The sequence below is a fragment of the Hafnia sp. CBA7124 genome (assembly GCF_002355555.1).
In the GTDB taxonomy this organism is placed as follows: domain Bacteria; phylum Pseudomonadota; class Gammaproteobacteria; order Enterobacterales; family Enterobacteriaceae; genus Hafnia; species Hafnia alvei.
Window position 1 is genome coordinate 344234 of the sequence record NZ_AP017469.1, and the last position, 17349, is coordinate 361582.

The window sequence follows — 17349 nt, forward strand, 5'->3', positions numbered from 1 at the left end:
TATAACCGATTGAGCAATCGAACGGAAAAGGATTATCAAAATGAATAATAAAGAAAAAACGCATCACGAAGGGATATCAATTACGCGCCGAGCCTTGGTTAAAGGAAGTGCCTTAGGCGGATTTGCACTGGCGACGGGGGCATTAAACCTGCCCTTTAGCCGAGCGGTTCATGCACAAGAATTGCAGAACACTGCTGCTGATAAAGTGACGTGGGGGATGTGCTCGGTAAACTGCGGTAGCCGCTGCGCGCTTCGCCTACATACGCGTGACGATGAAGTCTATTGGGTTGAAACAGATAACACCGGCTTAGATAAATATGGCGATCATCAGGTTCGTGCCTGTCTGCGCGGGCGCTCTATCCGTCGCCGTATGAATCACCCTGAGCGTTTGAAATACCCGATGAAACGCGTTGGTAAACGTGGGGAAGGGAAATTCAAGCGTATCACTTGGGATGAGGCCTATGATGAAATCGCCCGAAGCCTGAAATACACCGTTGAAAAATATGGTAATGAGGCGGTTTATCAGAACTATGCCACCGGTGTTATCGGCGGTAACGTGACGCGCTCGTCGCCCTATGCCTCGATTATCGGGCGTTTGATGAACTGCTACGGCGGATATCTCAGCCATTATGGCAGCTACAGCACCGCGCAAATTTCAGCCGCAATGCCATACACCTACGGCAGCAACGACGGCAACAGCACCTCGGATATCGTGAATTCCAAGCTGGTGGTGATGTTTGGCAATAATCCGGCGGAGACGCGGATGAGCGGGGGTGGGATCACCTACCATCTCGAACAGGCGCGAGAGATATCTAATGCCAAAATGATCGTCATCGATCCGCGCTATACCGATACCGCCGCGGGTCGCGAAGATCAATGGGTCCCGATCCGTCCGGGCACCGACGCCGCATTGGTAGGCGGCATTGCGCATGTCTTGATCAGCGAAAACTTAGTCGATCAGCCCTTTTTAGATCGCTACTGTGTCGGCTATGACGAGCATACCCTGCCCGAGAGCGCTCCGAGAAACGGGCATTATAAAGCCTATATTCTTGGTCAAGGGCCTGATGGTATTGAGAAAACGCCTGAGTGGGCATCGCGTATTACCGGTATTCCAGCCGATCGTATTATCAAACTGGCACGGGAGATTGGCACCGCTAAGCCTGCTTATATCTGTCAGGGATGGGGGCCACAGCGTCAGGCCAACGGCGAAGAAACCGCGCGTGCCATTGCGATGCTGCCGATCTTAACCGGCAACGTAGGAATTAACGGCGGTAACAGCGGAGCACGTGAATCGACCTATCTCATCACCATTGAGCTGATGCCGGTGCTAACAAATCCGGTGAAAACTTCGATTTCCGTATTTACGTGGACTGATGCTATTCGCCGTGGGCCTGAGATGACGGCGCTGCGCGACGGCGTGCGGGGCAAAGATAAGCTGGATGTTCCGATCAAGTTCATCTGGAACTATGCCGGTAATACGCTCGTTAATCAGCATTCTGATATCAATCAGACCCATGAGATCTTGCAGGACGATTCGCTGTGCGAAAAGATTGTGGTGATTGAAAACTTCATGACCTCCTCGGCTAAGTACGCCGATATTTTATTGCCTGATCTTATGACCACCGAGCAAGAAGATATTGTGCCAAACGATTATGCGGGCAATATGGGGTATCTGATTTTTAGTCAGCCAGCAACTCGCGCAAAATTCGAGCGCAAAGGCATTTATGAAATGATGTCTGAGATTGCCAAACGGCTTGGGCCAGACGTAGAACAGGCGTTTACCGAAGGGCGTACACAGTCTGATTGGCTGCACTATCTGTATGCCAAAATGCAGGCACGCGATCCGTTATTACCTGATTATGAAACGCTGCGCCAGCAGGGGATCTATAAACGAAAAGATCCAAATGGCCACTTCGTTGCATATAAAAAATTCCGTGAAGATCCCGATGCCAACCCGCTAAAAACGCCGTCTGGAAAAATTGAAATCTATTCTGAACGATTGGCTGAGATCGCCGCCACATGGCATTTGGATAAAGACGAAACCATCAGCGCTTTACCCGTTTATGCCTCAACGTTTGAAGGCTGGGACGATGCTTTGCGCCAAACCTATCCGCTGCAAATGTTTGGTTTCCATTACAAGGCACGTACTCACTCAACTTACGGCAACATTGACGTGTTGCAGGCCGCTTGCAGACAAGAGGTATGGATTAACCCGATTGATGCCGAGAAACGAGGTATTCAAAACGGTGATAAAGTTCGTGTGTTCAACAAGCGTGGCACGGTGGTGATTAACGCGAAAGTGACGCCGCGAATTATGCCGGGCGTTAGCGCTATGGGGCAGGGCGCTTGGCATCAGGCAGATATGACGGGTGATAAAGTCGATCACGGTGGCTGTATCAATACCCTCACCACGATGCGCCCGTCGCCGTTGGCGAAAGGCAATCCTCAGCACACCAATTTAGTGGAAATTGAAAAAGTATAGTCTGTCGATTGGGCTCCCAGAGGGGAGCCCACGGACATTACGAATGTCTGCCGCCATAAGCTAGCGTGACTTCTTTCGCTGCTTTAATCACTAAGGCACCAATTTCGATCACGCGATCGTCGGTGATACGAGAAACGGGGCCAGAAATAGAAATAGCGGCAAAGGCTTCCTGATGCTCATCATAGATACAGGCGGCAATACAGCGCAGGCCGAGAGCATGTTCTTCATCGTCAAAAGAAAATCCCTGTTTACGAATATGGGCCAGCTCTTCTTTCAGGCTATTGGGATTGCTGCGGGTGTGCGGCGTGTAGCTGTGCAAACCCTTTTTATGCAGTAATTCAACCAAATGAGTATCACTGACCGTCGACAAAAACGCCTTCCCTGCACCAGAGGCATGCATCGGCAGTTTGCCGCCAATCGGCGCAGACATGCGCATCAGCTGGGTACACTGTACCTGATCGATAATCACCGCCTGAAAATCGCTTACATCGAGCACGGCCAGATTCACGGTTTCGCCAGAGTCTTCCATTAAGCGGCGCAGAATCGGATGGACAATGGCCAGCAGGTTGCGGCTCTGCAAAAAACTACTTCCCACGAAGAAAGCGTGTGAGGCAATGGTCCACAGGCCAAGATCGCCGACTTGCTGGACGAATCCTTGCTGCTGCATGGTGCTCAAAAGGCGGTGTGTCGTAGAGTTGGGCAAACCCGCTTGCTGGGCTAAATCGGTGAGCGCCACGCTGCCGTGTGCTTCGGCAATTAATTCCAACAATCTCAATCCACGCTGTAAGGATTGAACCTGTCCGGTGGCTGCGGGAGTGGTGGCTGGCGTTGCGGTACGTGGTTTCTTACCACGTTTTACGGGCACGGTAGTCGCCATTTTAGTGCTCTCCTGAGACAGTCATAAATAATTATTTTTATTGAACAAATTCGTATTAAAAAAATGTTATAAAAATGGAATCTATTTTCGTTTTCGACATTATGGATGCGATCGTGGTTTTTAACTGCTCCGATGTGTTCAAAGTCAGAGGCTGCACGCAAAAGTCACCTGAAAAAGTCTCAAGATCGCCTCCGCCAACAGAACTGAAACCTATGTTAGGATGAGGAAACGTCACTTTTTTGAATAAAAAACCTGCACGAAAAGACGGGTGATATCAGGGTAAATGAAAGACTAGGAGCAACAGTGAGCACAATCGTTGAAAGATTACGCCATCAGCTTTCCCAAAGGATTTTGGTGCTGGATGGCGGTATGGGAACCATGATTCAGGGCTATCGGTTAACCGAAGAGGATTTCCGAGGCGAACGCTTTGCCGATTGGCAAAGCGATCTAAAAGGCAATAACGACTTATTGGTTCTCACTCAGCCGGACATTATTAGCGCGATACATTATGAGTATCTCGAAGCTGGCGCTGATATTTTGGAAACCAACACTTTCAACTCAACGCGCATTGCGATGGCGGATTACCACATGGAATCCCTGTCGGCGGAAATAAACTATGAAGCCGCGCGTTTGGCACGGGCATGTGCCGATGAGTGGACAGCGCGTACACCAGACAAACCGCGCTACGTTGCTGGGGTGCTTGGCCCGACCAACCGTACCGCCTCCATTTCTCCTGATGTTAACGATCCCGCATTTCGTAATATTTCGTTTGATCAGTTAGTTGAAGCCTATCGGGAATCAACGCATGCGTTAGTGGAAGGCGGGGTCGATCTGATCATGATCGAAACCATCTTTGATACGTTGAATGCTAAAGCCGCGATCTATGCGGTAGAAACCGAATTTGAAGCCATGGGAATCGAGCTGCCGGTGATGATCTCCGGCACCATTACTGATGCTTCAGGACGTACTCTGTCAGGTCAAACCACCGAAGCGTTTTACAACTCGTTGCGCCACGTTAAACCGCTGACTTTTGGCCTCAACTGCGCCTTAGGTCCAGATGAACTTCGCCAATATGTGGCCGAACTTTCGCGTATCGCAGAATGCTACGTCACCGCGCATCCGAATGCGGGTTTACCTAACGCCTTTGGTGAATACGATCTTGGCCCGCAAGAGATGGCTGAGCACATTTCAGAGTGGGCACAGGCTGGGTTTCTAAACATCGTGGGCGGCTGCTGTGGTACCACACCGGCGCACATTGCGGCGATCAGTCAGGCCGTTGAAGGCGTGAAACCACGCGTGTTGCCCGATATTCCCGTCGCCTGTCGTTTAGCGGGGTTAGAACCGCTGACCATTGATGCCAATACGCTGTTTGTTAACGTGGGTGAGCGTACTAACGTTACGGGATCGGCAAAGTTTAAAAGACTGATTAAAGAAGATAAATACGCTGAGGCGCTGGAAGTTGCGCTACAGCAGGTTGAAAGCGGCGCGCAGATCATCGACATCAATATGGATGAAGGGATGCTTGATGCTGAAGCGGCGATGGTGCGTTTCCTTAGCCTGATCGCCGGTGAGCCGGATATCGCCCGTGTGCCGATTATGATCGATTCCTCTAAGTGGGAGGTGATCGAGAAAGGACTTAAATGTATTCAGGGCAAAGGTATCGTTAACTCGATCTCAATGAAAGAGGGCGAGGAAAAATTCATCGAGCATGCACGCAAAGTTCGCCGCTACGGCGCGGCGATGGTGGTGATGGCGTTTGATGAAGTTGGGCAGGCGGATACGCGCGAGCGTAAGATTGAAATTTGCCGTCGTGCTTATAAATTGCTGACTGAAACCGTCTGTTTCCCACCAGAAGATATCATTTTTGATCCTAATATTTTCGCGGTTGCGACTGGGATTGAAGAGCATAACAACTATGCCGTCGACTTTATTGAAGCCTGCGCGGATATCAAAGCTGAACTGCCGCACGCGCTGATTTCTGGCGGTGTCTCCAACGTTTCATTCTCTTTCCGCGGTAACGATCCGGTTCGTGAAGCTATTCACGCCGTGTTCTTGTATTACGCGATCCGCAACGGCATGGACATGGGGATCGTGAACGCTGGGCAATTGGCGATCTACGACGATCTTCCGGCGGATCTGCGCGATGCGGTAGAAGATGTGATCCTCAATCGTCGTGAAGATGGCACCGAACGTTTGCTGGATCTGGCTGAAAAATATCGGGGTAGTAAAAGCGACGACGATAGCACCAAACCGCAGGCCGAATGGCGCGGCTGGCCGGTGAAAAAACGGCTGGAATACTCGCTGGTTAAAGGCATTACCGAATTTATTGAATTAGATACCGAAGAGGCTCGTCTTGAGGCCGATCGCCCTATTGAGGTGATCGAAGGTCCGCTGATGGACGGGATGAACGTGGTCGGCGATCTGTTTGGTGACGGCAAAATGTTCTTGCCGCAGGTGGTTAAATCCGCACGCGTCATGAAGCAGGCCGTGGCCTACCTCGAACCGTTCATTGAGGCGAGCAAAGAGAAAGGCACATCGGCCGGAAAAGTGCTGTTGGCGACCGTTAAAGGCGACGTGCATGACATTGGTAAGAATATCGTTGGCGTCGTTTTGCAGTGTAACAACTACGAGATCATCGATCTTGGTGTGATGGTGCCTTGCGATAAAATTCTAAAAACGGCCCGTGAGCAAAACGTTGATATCATCGGGCTGTCGGGCCTTATCACCCCTTCGCTGGATGAAATGGTGTACGTTGCCAAAGAGATGGAGCGCCAAGGTTTCGATCTACCGCTGCTGATTGGTGGAGCAACCACGTCGAAGGCGCATACGGCGGTCAAAATAGAGCAGAACTATAGCGGCCCAACGACCTACGTTTCGAACGCGTCACGCACCGTTGGCGTGGTAGCGGCGCTGCTGTCGCCAACGCAAAAGCCTGATTTTATTGCTCGTACCCGTAAAGAGTATGAAACCGTGCGTATTCAGCATGCACGAAAGAAACCACGCACGCCTCCGGTGACGCTGGAAGCCGCGCGCGAAAACGCGATGTCACTGGACTGGACGGATTATACGCCGCCTGTTCCACATCGTTTGGGTGTACATCAGGTAACGGCCAGCATCGACGTGCTGCGCAATTATATTGATTGGACACCGTTCTTTATGACGTGGTCGCTGGCAGGAAAATACCCGCGTATCTTGGAAGATGAGGTGGTGGGTGAAGAAGCCAAACGCGTATTTGCCGATGCCAACGCCATGCTGGATGATTTGGCTAGTAGCGGTAAGTTAAATCCGCGTGGGGTTTATGGCCTATTCCCGGCTAACCGCGTGGGTGATGACGTTGAAATTTATAGCAATGAGTTCCGCGACGAGCTGTTGGTGACGGGACATCATCTGCGTCAGCAAACGGAAAAAACGGATTTTGCCAACTACTGCTTGGCTGATTTCGTGGCGCCTAAATCCAGCGGCAAAGCCGATTACATTGGTGCTTTCGCGGTAACTGGTGGGCTCGAAGAAGATACGCTAGCCGATGCGTATGAAGCGCAGCACGATGATTACAATAAAATCATGGTGAAAGCGCTTTCGGATCGTTTGGCTGAGGCCTTTGCCGAATATCTGCATGAAAAAGTACGTAAGGTGCATTGGGGCTATGCGGCCAATGAAAATCTCAGTAACGAAGAGCTGATCCGTGAAAACTATCAAGGAATACGCCCTGCGCCGGGCTATCCTGCCTGCCCTGAACATACTGAAAAAGCAGCAATTTGGACGCTACTCGACGCAGAAAATAGCGTTGGCATGAAGCTAACGGAATCCTATGCGATGTGGCCGGGAGCGTCGGTATCTGGCTGGTATTTCAGTCATCCGGAGAGCAAATATTTTGCCGTTGCGCAGATCCAACGCGATCAGGTTGAAGACTATGCTCAGCGTAAGGGAATGCCGGTTAGCGAGGTTGAGCGCTGGTTGGCGCCTAATCTTGGGTATGATGCGGATTAATGGTTAATTTAGGTTTTATCAGTCAAGAGCGGTGTAATATTACGAACGCTGTTTGGCTCTGAGACCTATTTGGGTATCGCATCAGCGTTCGTGTTAGGGGGCCAATCACCGCCCCCTAACAACCCGGCTTGGCACCACCTTCCAGCCTGCTACGCAGGTCCCCTCATTCGCCATTTCGGTCTTAACGGAACGAACGGCAATCGCCATCCTGGCTCCTCCGTTCTTTCGCCGACATCCCTGTCGGCGAATCCTAACCTACATGACTCATTCGGCTGTACGGCAATGTGCCGGACAGGGTACTCAACTTTCTGATGGTGCCTCTTTTCTGCTCTCCTTTTCATCCCCCGTCGGACGTCCCTGCCAGTATCCAGCCAATAGGGAACCAGACAGGTTGTGCCAAACAGAGAACAAAGCGCCGGGTAACGCAGCCAGCGGAGAGAAGTAGATTTTCCCTAACGTGGCGGCTAAACCAGAGTTTTGCATACCGACTTCAATCGCCAACGTGCGACAGGTAGATTCATCGAAGCCGAACAGGCGTCCACCCCAATAGCCACTGAGTAAGCCGATCCCGTTATGCAAAATAACCGCAACAATAACCATTAACCCGACAGATGCGATGTGGCTTTGACTACCCGCAACCACGGCGCTGATGATGGCTAAAATGCAAAGCATCGAAAGAGCCGGTAGATAAGGCTCGACGCGTGCGACCAACTTGCTAAACATATGGTGAATGGCTAAGCCTGCGGCAATCGGAATAACCACGATTTGTAAGATGCTGATGAGCATTCCCATGATATCCACGCTGATGGTGGCATCGACATATAAGCGTGTAAGCAACGGGGTAGCGAAAACGCCGACGAGCGTTGAGAACGATGAAATGGTCACGGAAAGCGCAACATCTCCACGAGCCAGATAGATCATGACATTGGACGCGGTGCCGCTGGCCACGCTGCCGACGAGTACCATGCCTGCTGAGAGATCTGGTGACATATGGAAAGCTTTGGCAAGCAAGAATGCGGCGAGTGGCATCACCAGATAATGCAGGAAAATCCCTGCAGCAACAGGCGCAGGGCGAGAGAGAACGCGTTTGAAATCATCAATTTTTAGCGTCACACCCATCGTAAACATGATGAGCATTAACAAGGGGCTTACGTAGGGACCAATACCGGTAAAGGTAGTTGGCGTGAAATAAGCTGTGATGGACAGCAGAACTGCCCACAGAGGAAATAGACGAGTGAACGTTGCCAGCATAATTAGGCCTTTTTTATGGTGTTGTGATGTGTGTTATTCGTTATTTTTTTAGCATGTGGAACGGATATCTAATGTCCCCGCCGCAGAGCGCGGCGGGAAGGCCGGAGCGGCGGAGAGAGGTTACTCGAAGAGGTTGCTGTGGAGTGCGCGCACGACATGCTCGGCATTTTCGCCGGGAACGAGGAAGCAAAGGTTATGGCTGCTGGCACCGTAGCAAATCATGCGAATATTGAACGGCTCCATGACGCCAAACACCTCTTTGCCAACCCCACAGGCTGAGGAGAGTTTGTTACCAATCAATGCTACCAGCGCCAGATTCTCTTCCACTTCTACGCGGCATAGAGAAGACAGTTCGGTTAATAGCGATGTGGTTAATAAGCTTGCTCCGCTGGTGCAAGAACCGGTGGTATCCAGCGTTAGCGCAATGCTGACTTCAGATGTGGTGATTAAGTCCACGGAAATATTGTGACGCGCCAGAATGCCGAATACTTCAGCCAAGAAGCCTCGGGCGTGAAGCATGTTTAGGCTGTGCAGCGTCATCAAGGTTTGCTTGCGGCGCAGTGCAAGAGCGCGAAACAGCGGTGGCTGTTCTGTTTTGTTGCACACTAAAGTTCCGCCAGCAGAAGGATCTTTGCTGGAGCCGACGAAGACAGGGATATCGCTACGCACCGCAGGCAATAAGGTTGCCGGATGTAAAACTTTAGCGCCGAAAGTCGCCATCTCCGCCGCTTCAGAAAAACCGATTTCGCTGATACGGCGAGCGGCGGGCACGATGCGTGGGTCGGTAGTGTAGATACCCGGAACATCCGTCCAGATATCAACGCGTGCGGCATTCAGCGCTTCACCAAGCAGTGCTGCGGTATAGTCGCTGCCACCGCGGCCAAGGGTGGTTGTACGGCCTTTGGCTTCGCTACCGATAAAACCTTGAGTAATGATGATCGCTTCTTGTGTCCGTGGCACCAACTGCTGTTGTGCTAATTCGTACAGCGCATGGGTGTCTGGTTCTGCGCGGCCAAAGCGATCGTTAGTACGCATGATTTTACGTACATCAAACCATTCGGCATTGACGTCACGCTGGCGAAGGAGCTCGACGAACAGCAGGGTGGACATCAGTTCACCATGGCTAACTAATTCGTCGGTCAAGGCTGGCGAGGTAGCCAGCGCAGCGGCTTCTGACAGCATGGTGATATTTTCCAGCATGCGGTCAATTTCATCGCGCAGCACGTTTGGCTGATGCAACGTATCGAGGATGTTGTACTGAATGCGACGTATTTCGTCGATGACGTAATGACGCTTCTCCTGATCGCAGCCGTCAGCCAGTTCTACCAGTAAATTGGTGACGCCCGCAGAGGCAGATAACACCACCACGCGCACGTTCGGATTGGAAAGAACAATATTGGCACTGTTTTGCATCGCGTCAGCGTTAGCCACGCTGGTGCCGCCAAATTTTGCGACGATGGTATTTTTCATGTAAGCCTCGTGTCAGGGAAGCCCGCGTTAATTCACTTAATCGGGCTAAAAATTCCATTACCTTGGCACAAGGAGAGAGCGGTATACGGGAGCAGACGTAGGGATTAAAGCTACGATACACCCAGAAGCGCCTCACCTTGCCGATCCCCCGGAATACAGAGAATCGAGGTGACAGCCCAAGGGATTCAGCCCTTGTAGCCGACGTAGCAGTTTCTCCGGTGGGCTGCTGCGCCTCGGCGTCACACCCCCTCGCGTATCGTCAATGGAAACCGGCTCCTCTGATACGCTACCTGAGCAACGCGCCTCTTCTGGCTTGTACACGTGATGTACAAGTAGGTTTTTAGAAATAGCGACTTATTGAAGTTATGTCAATGTCATTAACATGAGCGATTTTCAATTTGAACGGGAATAAGTTACAACGGCGAATGTTAAGTTATATCTTCTTGAATAATATAATTTAATAGCGAATGACTCTGTTATTAGCCGTGCGCATGGCCTACCGGTGAGCTGATAAGCCATGCTAATAAAATGTTAGTTTGGCGTGGTGAGCGAATCGCCCTGAACCAAGGCAACCAGCGTACATGGCATCGCTGGAACGCTATTTTCATTCACCGGTTGTAAAGAACCATCTTCTTTTTGAGCGAACAGAGGGATCACTCCCTGATGTTTTTCCAGATATTCGACCCAGCCAAAATTTTCGTTAAGTTTGGTCGCCTTAATCACAGCACCTTTACCTAGCAAGGTACTCAGGCGTGAATAGGTCGCTTCGCGATTAAACAAAATCTCATGGCGACGGAAACGGCTGCTTTCGCCGTTGCTGCGGCCTTTGAGTTGTGCGCTGGAACGAATGGAAAACACTTTTCGTTCGCCAAAAATGTGCCCGAAGTGATAAACCGCAAGCGCGTTTTGATGCCGGTTTGGTGATAGGGCCAGCACCTGAGCCGTATCGCTGAGATCGAGATAGTTTTCTGCGTGTTCAGAGTAAGCGTGACCGTAATAGGCGGGAATGCCGTCCATACGTGCCTGACGATAGTATTCCCAACTGCTGTCTGTCACCATCACCGGAATTTTCAGCTTAATTAGCGCCTGTGCGACCGCACGTGCAACGCTGTTGGCCCCGATAATCAGTACGCCTCGCGGCTTTTGTTGTTGAACGCCTAACCAACGCGCCAGACGTGAGCTGGTGAGGCTTTGCAGCACCACCGTACCAATAATGACCGCAAAAACCACCGTGACGAGTTTATCTGCTTCAGGGTAATTCATTCGTTGTAGCGTTAGCGCAAACAAAGAACTCACGGCGGCGGCGACAATCCCGCGTGGTGCAATCCAAGACAGCAGCGCTTTTTCCCGCCACTTCAACGATGAACCTGCGGTTGAAACGGCGATACACAGCGGGCGAGCAATAAACTGCACAATCAGCAACACGATGACCAGCGGCCATCCCATATTCCAAAGCGCATCGACATCAAGACGCGCCGCCAAAATGATAAACAGCGCTGAAATTAAAATGGCCGAAAGCTCTTCTTTAAACGCCAGAATGTCGCTGATATCGACGTCACGCATGTTGGCCAGCCAAATCCCCATGACGGTAACGGCCAATAAGCCGGATTCTTCTGCAACCGCGTTTGAAAACCCAAAAGCACTGAGCATAACCGCTAATACGGCCAGATTTTGCAGATAGCGAGGGATCCACACCTTGCGTAAGGCTACGCCGAGCACGTAGCCAAATAGTGCGCCAATCAGTAGGCCGAGCACCACTGTTTTGCCAAAGGTGACAAACAGGTGAGTCCATGCCTCGGAATTCTGGTGCAGAACGATAAACTCAAATACCAGTACGGTGAAAATAGCGCCGACAGGATCAATGACAATCCCTTCCCATCTCAATACGCGGTTTATACTTGCCTTGGGGCGAACCACGCGCATTAGCGGTGCAATGACGGTTGGCCCCGTCACAACCGTCACCGCTCCCACTAGCGCAGAGAGCTCAGCGGAAAAGCCGAGCAGCCACCAACATGAAACGGAAATGATGGCGAAGGTCACGAGCATACCGATGCTGACCAAATTGCGAACAACGCCGCCAAGCCCGCGAATTTCCTCAAAGCGTAGCGTTAGCGAACCTTCAAATAAGATGATAGCGACTGAGAGAGAGACGAGTGGAAAAAGCAGTTCGCCAAAGAGATCATCCGGATTGACCACATGTGCGAGCGGACCAAGTGCTATACCCATGATAAGCAACGGTAAAATTGCAGGGATTCGTAGCCGCCAAGCTAACCACTGAGCCGCGAGTGAACTAATGCCGATAATCACCAGCATTAAGGGGGTTGATAGCTCCATAATATAAACCTTAGAAACGATTAACAAAAACAGTTGGTTATCATGACAGTTTAGCAACAATATGGCGGGGCGTAGGTGTTTGGCTGAAAGGAGTCAGTATCAGGTGGCAAAAGGGGTTAACAGTTTTCAACTATCGCAACAAAAGTGATCGCAACCCGAGGGGAAAAGGATACAATTTGGTAAATCGTTGGGAAAAGATGACTCAGTACCTGCTCGTCGTCATTCCAGTTTTCATGGAAACGCCGGGTTTGGTTGCTTGTTAGTCTCTATGTTCAGAAGAACACATGTCTGAAGAACAAACTTTCTTTTATTCTCAAGCATAAAGGCGTCGCTATGAAAAATATCAATCCTAGTCAAACCGCTGCCTGGCATGCGCTGCAGCAGCATTTCGAGCAAATGAAATCTGTGCAGATGCGCGATCTGTTCGCTCAAGATGCCGACCGCTTCTCTAAGTTCTCTGCTACCTTTGATGACCAGATGCTGGTCGATTTCTCTAAAAACCGCATCACCACAGAGACCCTCGAAAAGCTGCAGGCATTAGCCAAAGAAACGGATTTGCAGGGGGCGATTGCCTCCATGTTTGCGGGCGAAAAGATTAACCGTACCGAAGACCGTGCCGTTCTGCATATTGCTCTGCGTAACCGCAGCAACACGCCAATTATCGTGGATGGCAAAGATGTTATGCCTGAAGTGAATGCGGTGCTGGCTAAGATGAAACAGTTCTGCGAACGCGTTATTGGCGGTGAGTGGAAAGGCTATACCGGTAAAACTATTACTGACGTGGTGAACATTGGTATCGGTGGTTCAGACTTAGGCCCATACATGGTGACCGAAGCGCTGAAACCATACAAAAACCATCTGGGAATGCACTTTGTTTCTAACGTCGATGGTACCCATATTGCCGAAACGTTGAAAACCTTAAACCCAGAAACCACGCTGTTCCTTGTTGCGTCTAAAACATTCACGACACAAGAAACCATGACGAACGCCCACAGCGCGCGTGATTGGTTCCTGAAGTCGGCCGGTGATGAAGCACACGTGGCGAAGCATTTTGCCGCGCTTTCTACCAATGGCAAAGCGGTGGGTGAATTTGGTATTGATACCGCCAACATGTTTGAGTTCTGGGACTGGGTCGGCGGTCGTTACTCGCTGTGGTCTGCCATCGGTCTGTCTATTGCCTTAAGCATTGGTTTCGATAATTTCGAACAACTGTTGAGCGGCGCTCATGCCATGGACCAACATTTTGCCAATACGCCAATCGAAAAAAATCTGCCGGTACAGCTCGCCCTAATTGGCATCTGGTATAACAATTTCTTCGGTGCAGAAACCGAAGCGATTCTTCCATATGACCAATATATGCACCGTTTCCCAGCTTATTTCCAACAAGGAAATATGGAATCTAACGGTAAATATGTGGATCGTAACGGTAACCCAGTTTCTTACCAGACTGGCCCAATCATTTGGGGTGAACCCGGTACGAACGGCCAGCATGCGTTCTATCAGCTGATTCATCAGGGAACTAAACTGGTTCCTTGTGACTTTATTGCTCCGGCGATTAGCCACAATGCGTTAGGCGATCACCACAGCAAACTGCTGTCTAACTTCTTTGCTCAAACTGAAGCGCTTGCGTTCGGTAAATCACGTGAAGAAGTGGAAGAAGAGTTTGCGAAAGCCGGTAAAACCGCGGCAGAAGTGGCGCACATCGTACCGTTTAAGGTGTTTGAAGGTAACCGCCCAACGAACTCCATTCTGCTGCGTGAAATCACGCCATACAGCTTGGGCCTGTTAATCGCCTTGTACGAACACAAAATCTTCACTCAGGGCGCAATTCTGAATATCTTCACCTTTGACCAATGGGGCGTAGAACTCGGTAAACAACTTGCGAACCGTATCTTGCCTGAGTTGAGTGGTAGTGAAGAGGTAAATAGCCACGATAGTTCAACCAATGCGTTGATTAACCGCTTTAAAAACTGGCGCGCATAGTTGGTTAACTCTTTAAGTTAAAACATAAAAAACGCCACCCTTAATGGTGGCGTTTTTGTTGGGTGAGCTAGACCATTTTCGTGGCGCCACGAAAATGGTCTCTATTTTTTAGTGACGGGTGTTTGTAATCCCTTTGAGCCTAGCTTTTTGTCCTGAGCTTTGACTCGGCGCTGGAGTTTCTTAAGATCCTCTTCAGCAGGCAATTCCTCTGGTTTTATATGCCTTGATCCCAACATGTCCCGCACGCTGATATTATTTTGTTCGTGCTCTGACGTGATGGGCTGCTCACCGTGAAGGTCAATTTGCTGCACGTTATAATTGGTCATCTCGGTCGCTAGATTTTTAGCGGCAATAGTCAGAGTGGGAAGAAAATCGGCTAATGGGCGGTTTTTCACAATTCCGTACCGGTCTTTCATATCTTGAGTGGTATGCCCACCAAATAGTGCGGCGTCACCTCGAGAGCGAATGCGAGAGAAACCGGCATCATCAATACCGCGCTCATAAATATTCTGCGACAGCGCCTTCTCTGACTCTTTCAATCGATCTCTTGCCTCTAAGCGTTCGTATAAGCGCATACGATCTTCGATAAGCTCTTGTTTGCGAGTTTGTACGGCAAAGTAACTCTGAGCAAAGGCAATTTCCGGCTTACGTGGATCGCCATTCTGAGCAATCAGATAGCAGGCGTAACGTGTCAGAATAAGGTCTTCAACCGCCCGTTCCGCGCCGCTGCCCAGCAGAACCATTTTCGTGACGCCACGAAAATGGTCGAGTTCTTTGAAGCCAGATAAACGGCAGGCTTCAATGGATCTGATGATGGCGGTTTGGAAGTTTTCCCAACGGGCATAGCCCAGATGAGGCTGAAGGTCGCGCGCGAACCAAAACTCGATACCATCAGAATCAGTGCGTTGTGCGAGTGAATCGAAATGTTGCTGTAACATCTGAAGCTTTTTATCTAATGCCATGGAAAATCCCTCTAAATAAGTAACGTCCAAAGATGGGCGTTATCCCTTGTTCAGAGGGGGACTTCCACGGCGTTTCGCTAGCTTTGCGAAGCGTATCGCAGGGTATTTAACCTTGCATACAGGCTTTGCGCTTCAACCAATCCTTCCCTTCCACAAATCGCGTCACCATCATGGCGCAGACGGTATTTCCTGTGGAATTCAACAGCGTTGCGGGAACGTCGATGATGGTGCTGATAATCATGATGGTGCCGACTAACTCAGGTGAGAAACCAAACACCGAGCAGATCATCAATTCACCGGTCATCCCGCCGCTTGGGATCGCGCCCATGACGGCACCGACGAGGAATGCGACGCTGATGATGGCCGCGATATTCATCGGATCGCTCATATCTTTATGGAATAGCGTAAAGAGGAATACGATTTTGATGATGCCGCCGATTACCGAGCCATCTTTATGCGTGTTGGCACCCAAAGGGATGACGGTTTCGGCGATATCATGGGGGACGCCCATCTTTTTAGTCGCAATCAGGTTTGCTGGAATACAGGCAGCGCTGGATGAGGTGGCGACGGCGGTAATCGCTGGCGTCAGTACGTTAGACCAAAAGACTTTAACGCCCAGTTTTCCACCTGCAACAAAGGCATACAGCGTGTTTGCACCAAAAAAGTAGATCACGGTCAGGATGAGGTAAAGCAGGAAAGCATTCAGATAGCCATTGATAATCTGCGGCCCTAAATGACCAACCGTAGCGGCAAAGTAGCAGCCTAAGCCAACCGGTGCGGCGTACATGATGATTTTCACCATGCGAAGAATAACGACGGTGCCTGAGGTCAGAAAGTTGGCGATTGGCTGACCTTTTTCCCCTGACATCGAGGTAGCTAATCCTAACAACACGGAGAACACGATCAGCGGCAGCAGGCTAGATTTGGTAAACAGCTGCAGGAAATCAGGCACGGTAAAGGTATTTACGATGATTTCACCGAGGCTTTTGCCGTGTGAATCCGGCGCAGGTGGCAAATGTGCAATCAGCGTACTGACGTCGACGTTTTGGAATGGGTTATAAATCTGGGTACCGATGAAGGCGATAACGGCGGCAATGAGCGCGGTGCTTAGAAATACGGCAAAAACCGTTCCCATAATCTTGCCCAGACGCGCCATCTGTTTCATTTCAGCGATAGAAGACGAAATGCTGAGAAACACCAGCGGCACAATGACGACAAACATCAGATTAAGGAAAAGATCCCCGATCGGCTGCACAATTGCGGCCTTTTCTCCGAAAACGATACCGGATAGCCCGCCGAGGATAATCCCTAGCAGCAAGCAAATAGTAAAACCATAATGACGTAGTATTTTCATATTATTTTATTTCTCAATCGTTAGAACACCCTGGCATAAGCTGCAGTAATCATTCGCGATCAGGCGAAGGTTGGCCGGACGACATAGTAAAACGATTAGCAAAAAAATGTCGCGAAATGTGAGGGCCGTTAAGTTTCTATCTGAGGATTTACAGATTTATTTTGGTTTGGGGATAGACGACAAAATAGCCATTTTGTTAACTTGATCACATAAAATGATTAACGGCACAGAGGAACATCGATGCCAGGAACCAAACAAGCGAGCGCTATCGCGAAGATTTTGCAGTGGATTTTGAATGCTGGTCTGTTAATGCTGGCCGTGATTTTAGTGGTGTTCTTAGCGAAAGAAACCTTCACGCTAGGAACGGTGCTGTTTAACGCCAGCGAAACCGCATCCTCATATCTGCTCATTGAAGGGATTGTTATCTACTTCCTTTACTTCGAGTTCATTGCGCTTATCGTGAAGTATTTTCAGTCGGGATATCACTTTCCCTTACGTTATTTTATCTACATCGGTATTACCGCAATCATCCGTTTGATTATTGTCGACCACAAAAATCCAGCCGATACGCTGATTTATTCGGCGGCCATTTTGGTTCTTGTGGTGGCGCTATTTTTAGCGAATACAGAAAAGCTCAAACGAGAATAAG

10 protein-coding genes and 1 riboswitch are annotated in these 17349 nt (G+C 50.0%); of the genes, 4 read left to right on the forward strand and 6 right to left on the reverse strand.

Annotated features, from left to right (window positions below; translation table 11 throughout):
* Window positions 1–40 precede the first annotated feature (40 nt).
* The gene (gene ynfE, locus CPY98_RS01620; RefSeq protein WP_043490428.1) at window positions 41–2482 is read left to right on the forward strand and encodes a selenate/tellurate reductase subunit YnfE; all 2442 of its coding nucleotides are present in this window, start codon (window positions 41–43) and stop codon (window positions 2480–2482) included.
* 37 nt (window positions 2483–2519) lie between these two features.
* Here the strand turns inward: ynfE and iclR are convergent, their stop codons facing one another.
* A complete protein-coding gene (gene iclR / locus CPY98_RS01625) occupies window positions 2520–3359 on the reverse strand; it encodes a glyoxylate bypass operon transcriptional repressor IclR (protein ID WP_025802473.1) in 840 nt (279 codons plus the stop codon).
* A gap of 303 nt (window positions 3360–3662) precedes the next feature.
* On the opposite strand from iclR, the gene metH reads away from it, so the two are divergent.
* On the forward strand, window positions 3663–7346 hold the full coding sequence (metH, locus tag CPY98_RS01630) for a methionine synthase (RefSeq protein WP_046448791.1): 3684 nt from the start codon (window positions 3663–3665) through the stop codon (window positions 7344–7346).
* 300 nt (window positions 7347–7646) lie between these two features.
* Here the strand turns inward: metH and panS are convergent, their stop codons facing one another.
* The 3 genes from panS to CPY98_RS01645 form a co-directional block, all read right to left on the reverse strand.
* A complete protein-coding gene (gene panS, locus CPY98_RS01635; RefSeq protein ID WP_043490433.1) occupies window positions 7647–8597 on the reverse strand; it encodes a ketopantoate/pantoate/pantothenate transporter PanS in 951 nt (316 codons plus the stop codon).
* 120 nt (window positions 8598–8717) lie between these two features.
* The gene (gene lysC, locus CPY98_RS01640) at window positions 8718–10067 is read right to left on the reverse strand and encodes a lysine-sensitive aspartokinase 3 (RefSeq protein WP_096386101.1); all 1350 of its coding nucleotides are present in this window, start codon (window positions 10065–10067) and stop codon (window positions 8718–8720) included.
* A gap of 117 nt (window positions 10068–10184) precedes the next feature.
* A riboswitch (Lysine riboswitch) is annotated at window positions 10185–10383 on the reverse strand.
* A gap of 215 nt (window positions 10384–10598) precedes the next feature.
* Window positions 10599–12401, reverse strand: coding sequence for a sodium:proton antiporter (locus CPY98_RS01645; protein WP_096386103.1), 1803 nt, complete (start codon window positions 12399–12401; stop codon window positions 10599–10601).
* A gap of 333 nt (window positions 12402–12734) precedes the next feature.
* Between CPY98_RS01645 and pgi the strand changes: the two genes are divergently transcribed.
* On the forward strand, window positions 12735–14384 hold the full coding sequence (gene pgi, locus CPY98_RS01650) for a glucose-6-phosphate isomerase (RefSeq protein WP_046448789.1): 1650 nt from the start codon (window positions 12735–12737) through the stop codon (window positions 14382–14384).
* Window positions 14385–14485: 101 nt separating this feature from the next.
* Here pgi and dinD read toward each other — a convergent pair whose 3' ends face one another.
* Together dinD and CPY98_RS01660 are read right to left on the reverse strand one after the other, a co-directional pair.
* Window positions 14486–15346: a DNA damage-inducible protein D gene (gene dinD / locus CPY98_RS01655; RefSeq protein ID WP_096386106.1), complete on the reverse strand. Its 861-nt coding sequence runs from the start codon at window positions 15344–15346 to the stop codon at window positions 14486–14488.
* Between the two features lie 106 nt (window positions 15347–15452).
* Window positions 15453–16700 carry a dicarboxylate/amino acid:cation symporter gene (locus tag CPY98_RS01660; protein WP_040044755.1) on the reverse strand — a complete coding sequence of 416 codons (1248 nt, stop codon included), beginning with the start codon at window positions 16698–16700 and terminating at the stop codon, window positions 15453–15455.
* 240 nt (window positions 16701–16940) lie between these two features.
* Between CPY98_RS01660 and psiE the strand changes: the two genes are divergently transcribed.
* The gene (gene psiE, locus CPY98_RS01665) at window positions 16941–17348 is read left to right on the forward strand and encodes a phosphate-starvation-inducible protein PsiE (RefSeq protein ID WP_025802457.1); all 408 of its coding nucleotides are present in this window, start codon (window positions 16941–16943) and stop codon (window positions 17346–17348) included.
* The last annotated feature ends 1 nt before the right edge of the window (window position 17349 follow it).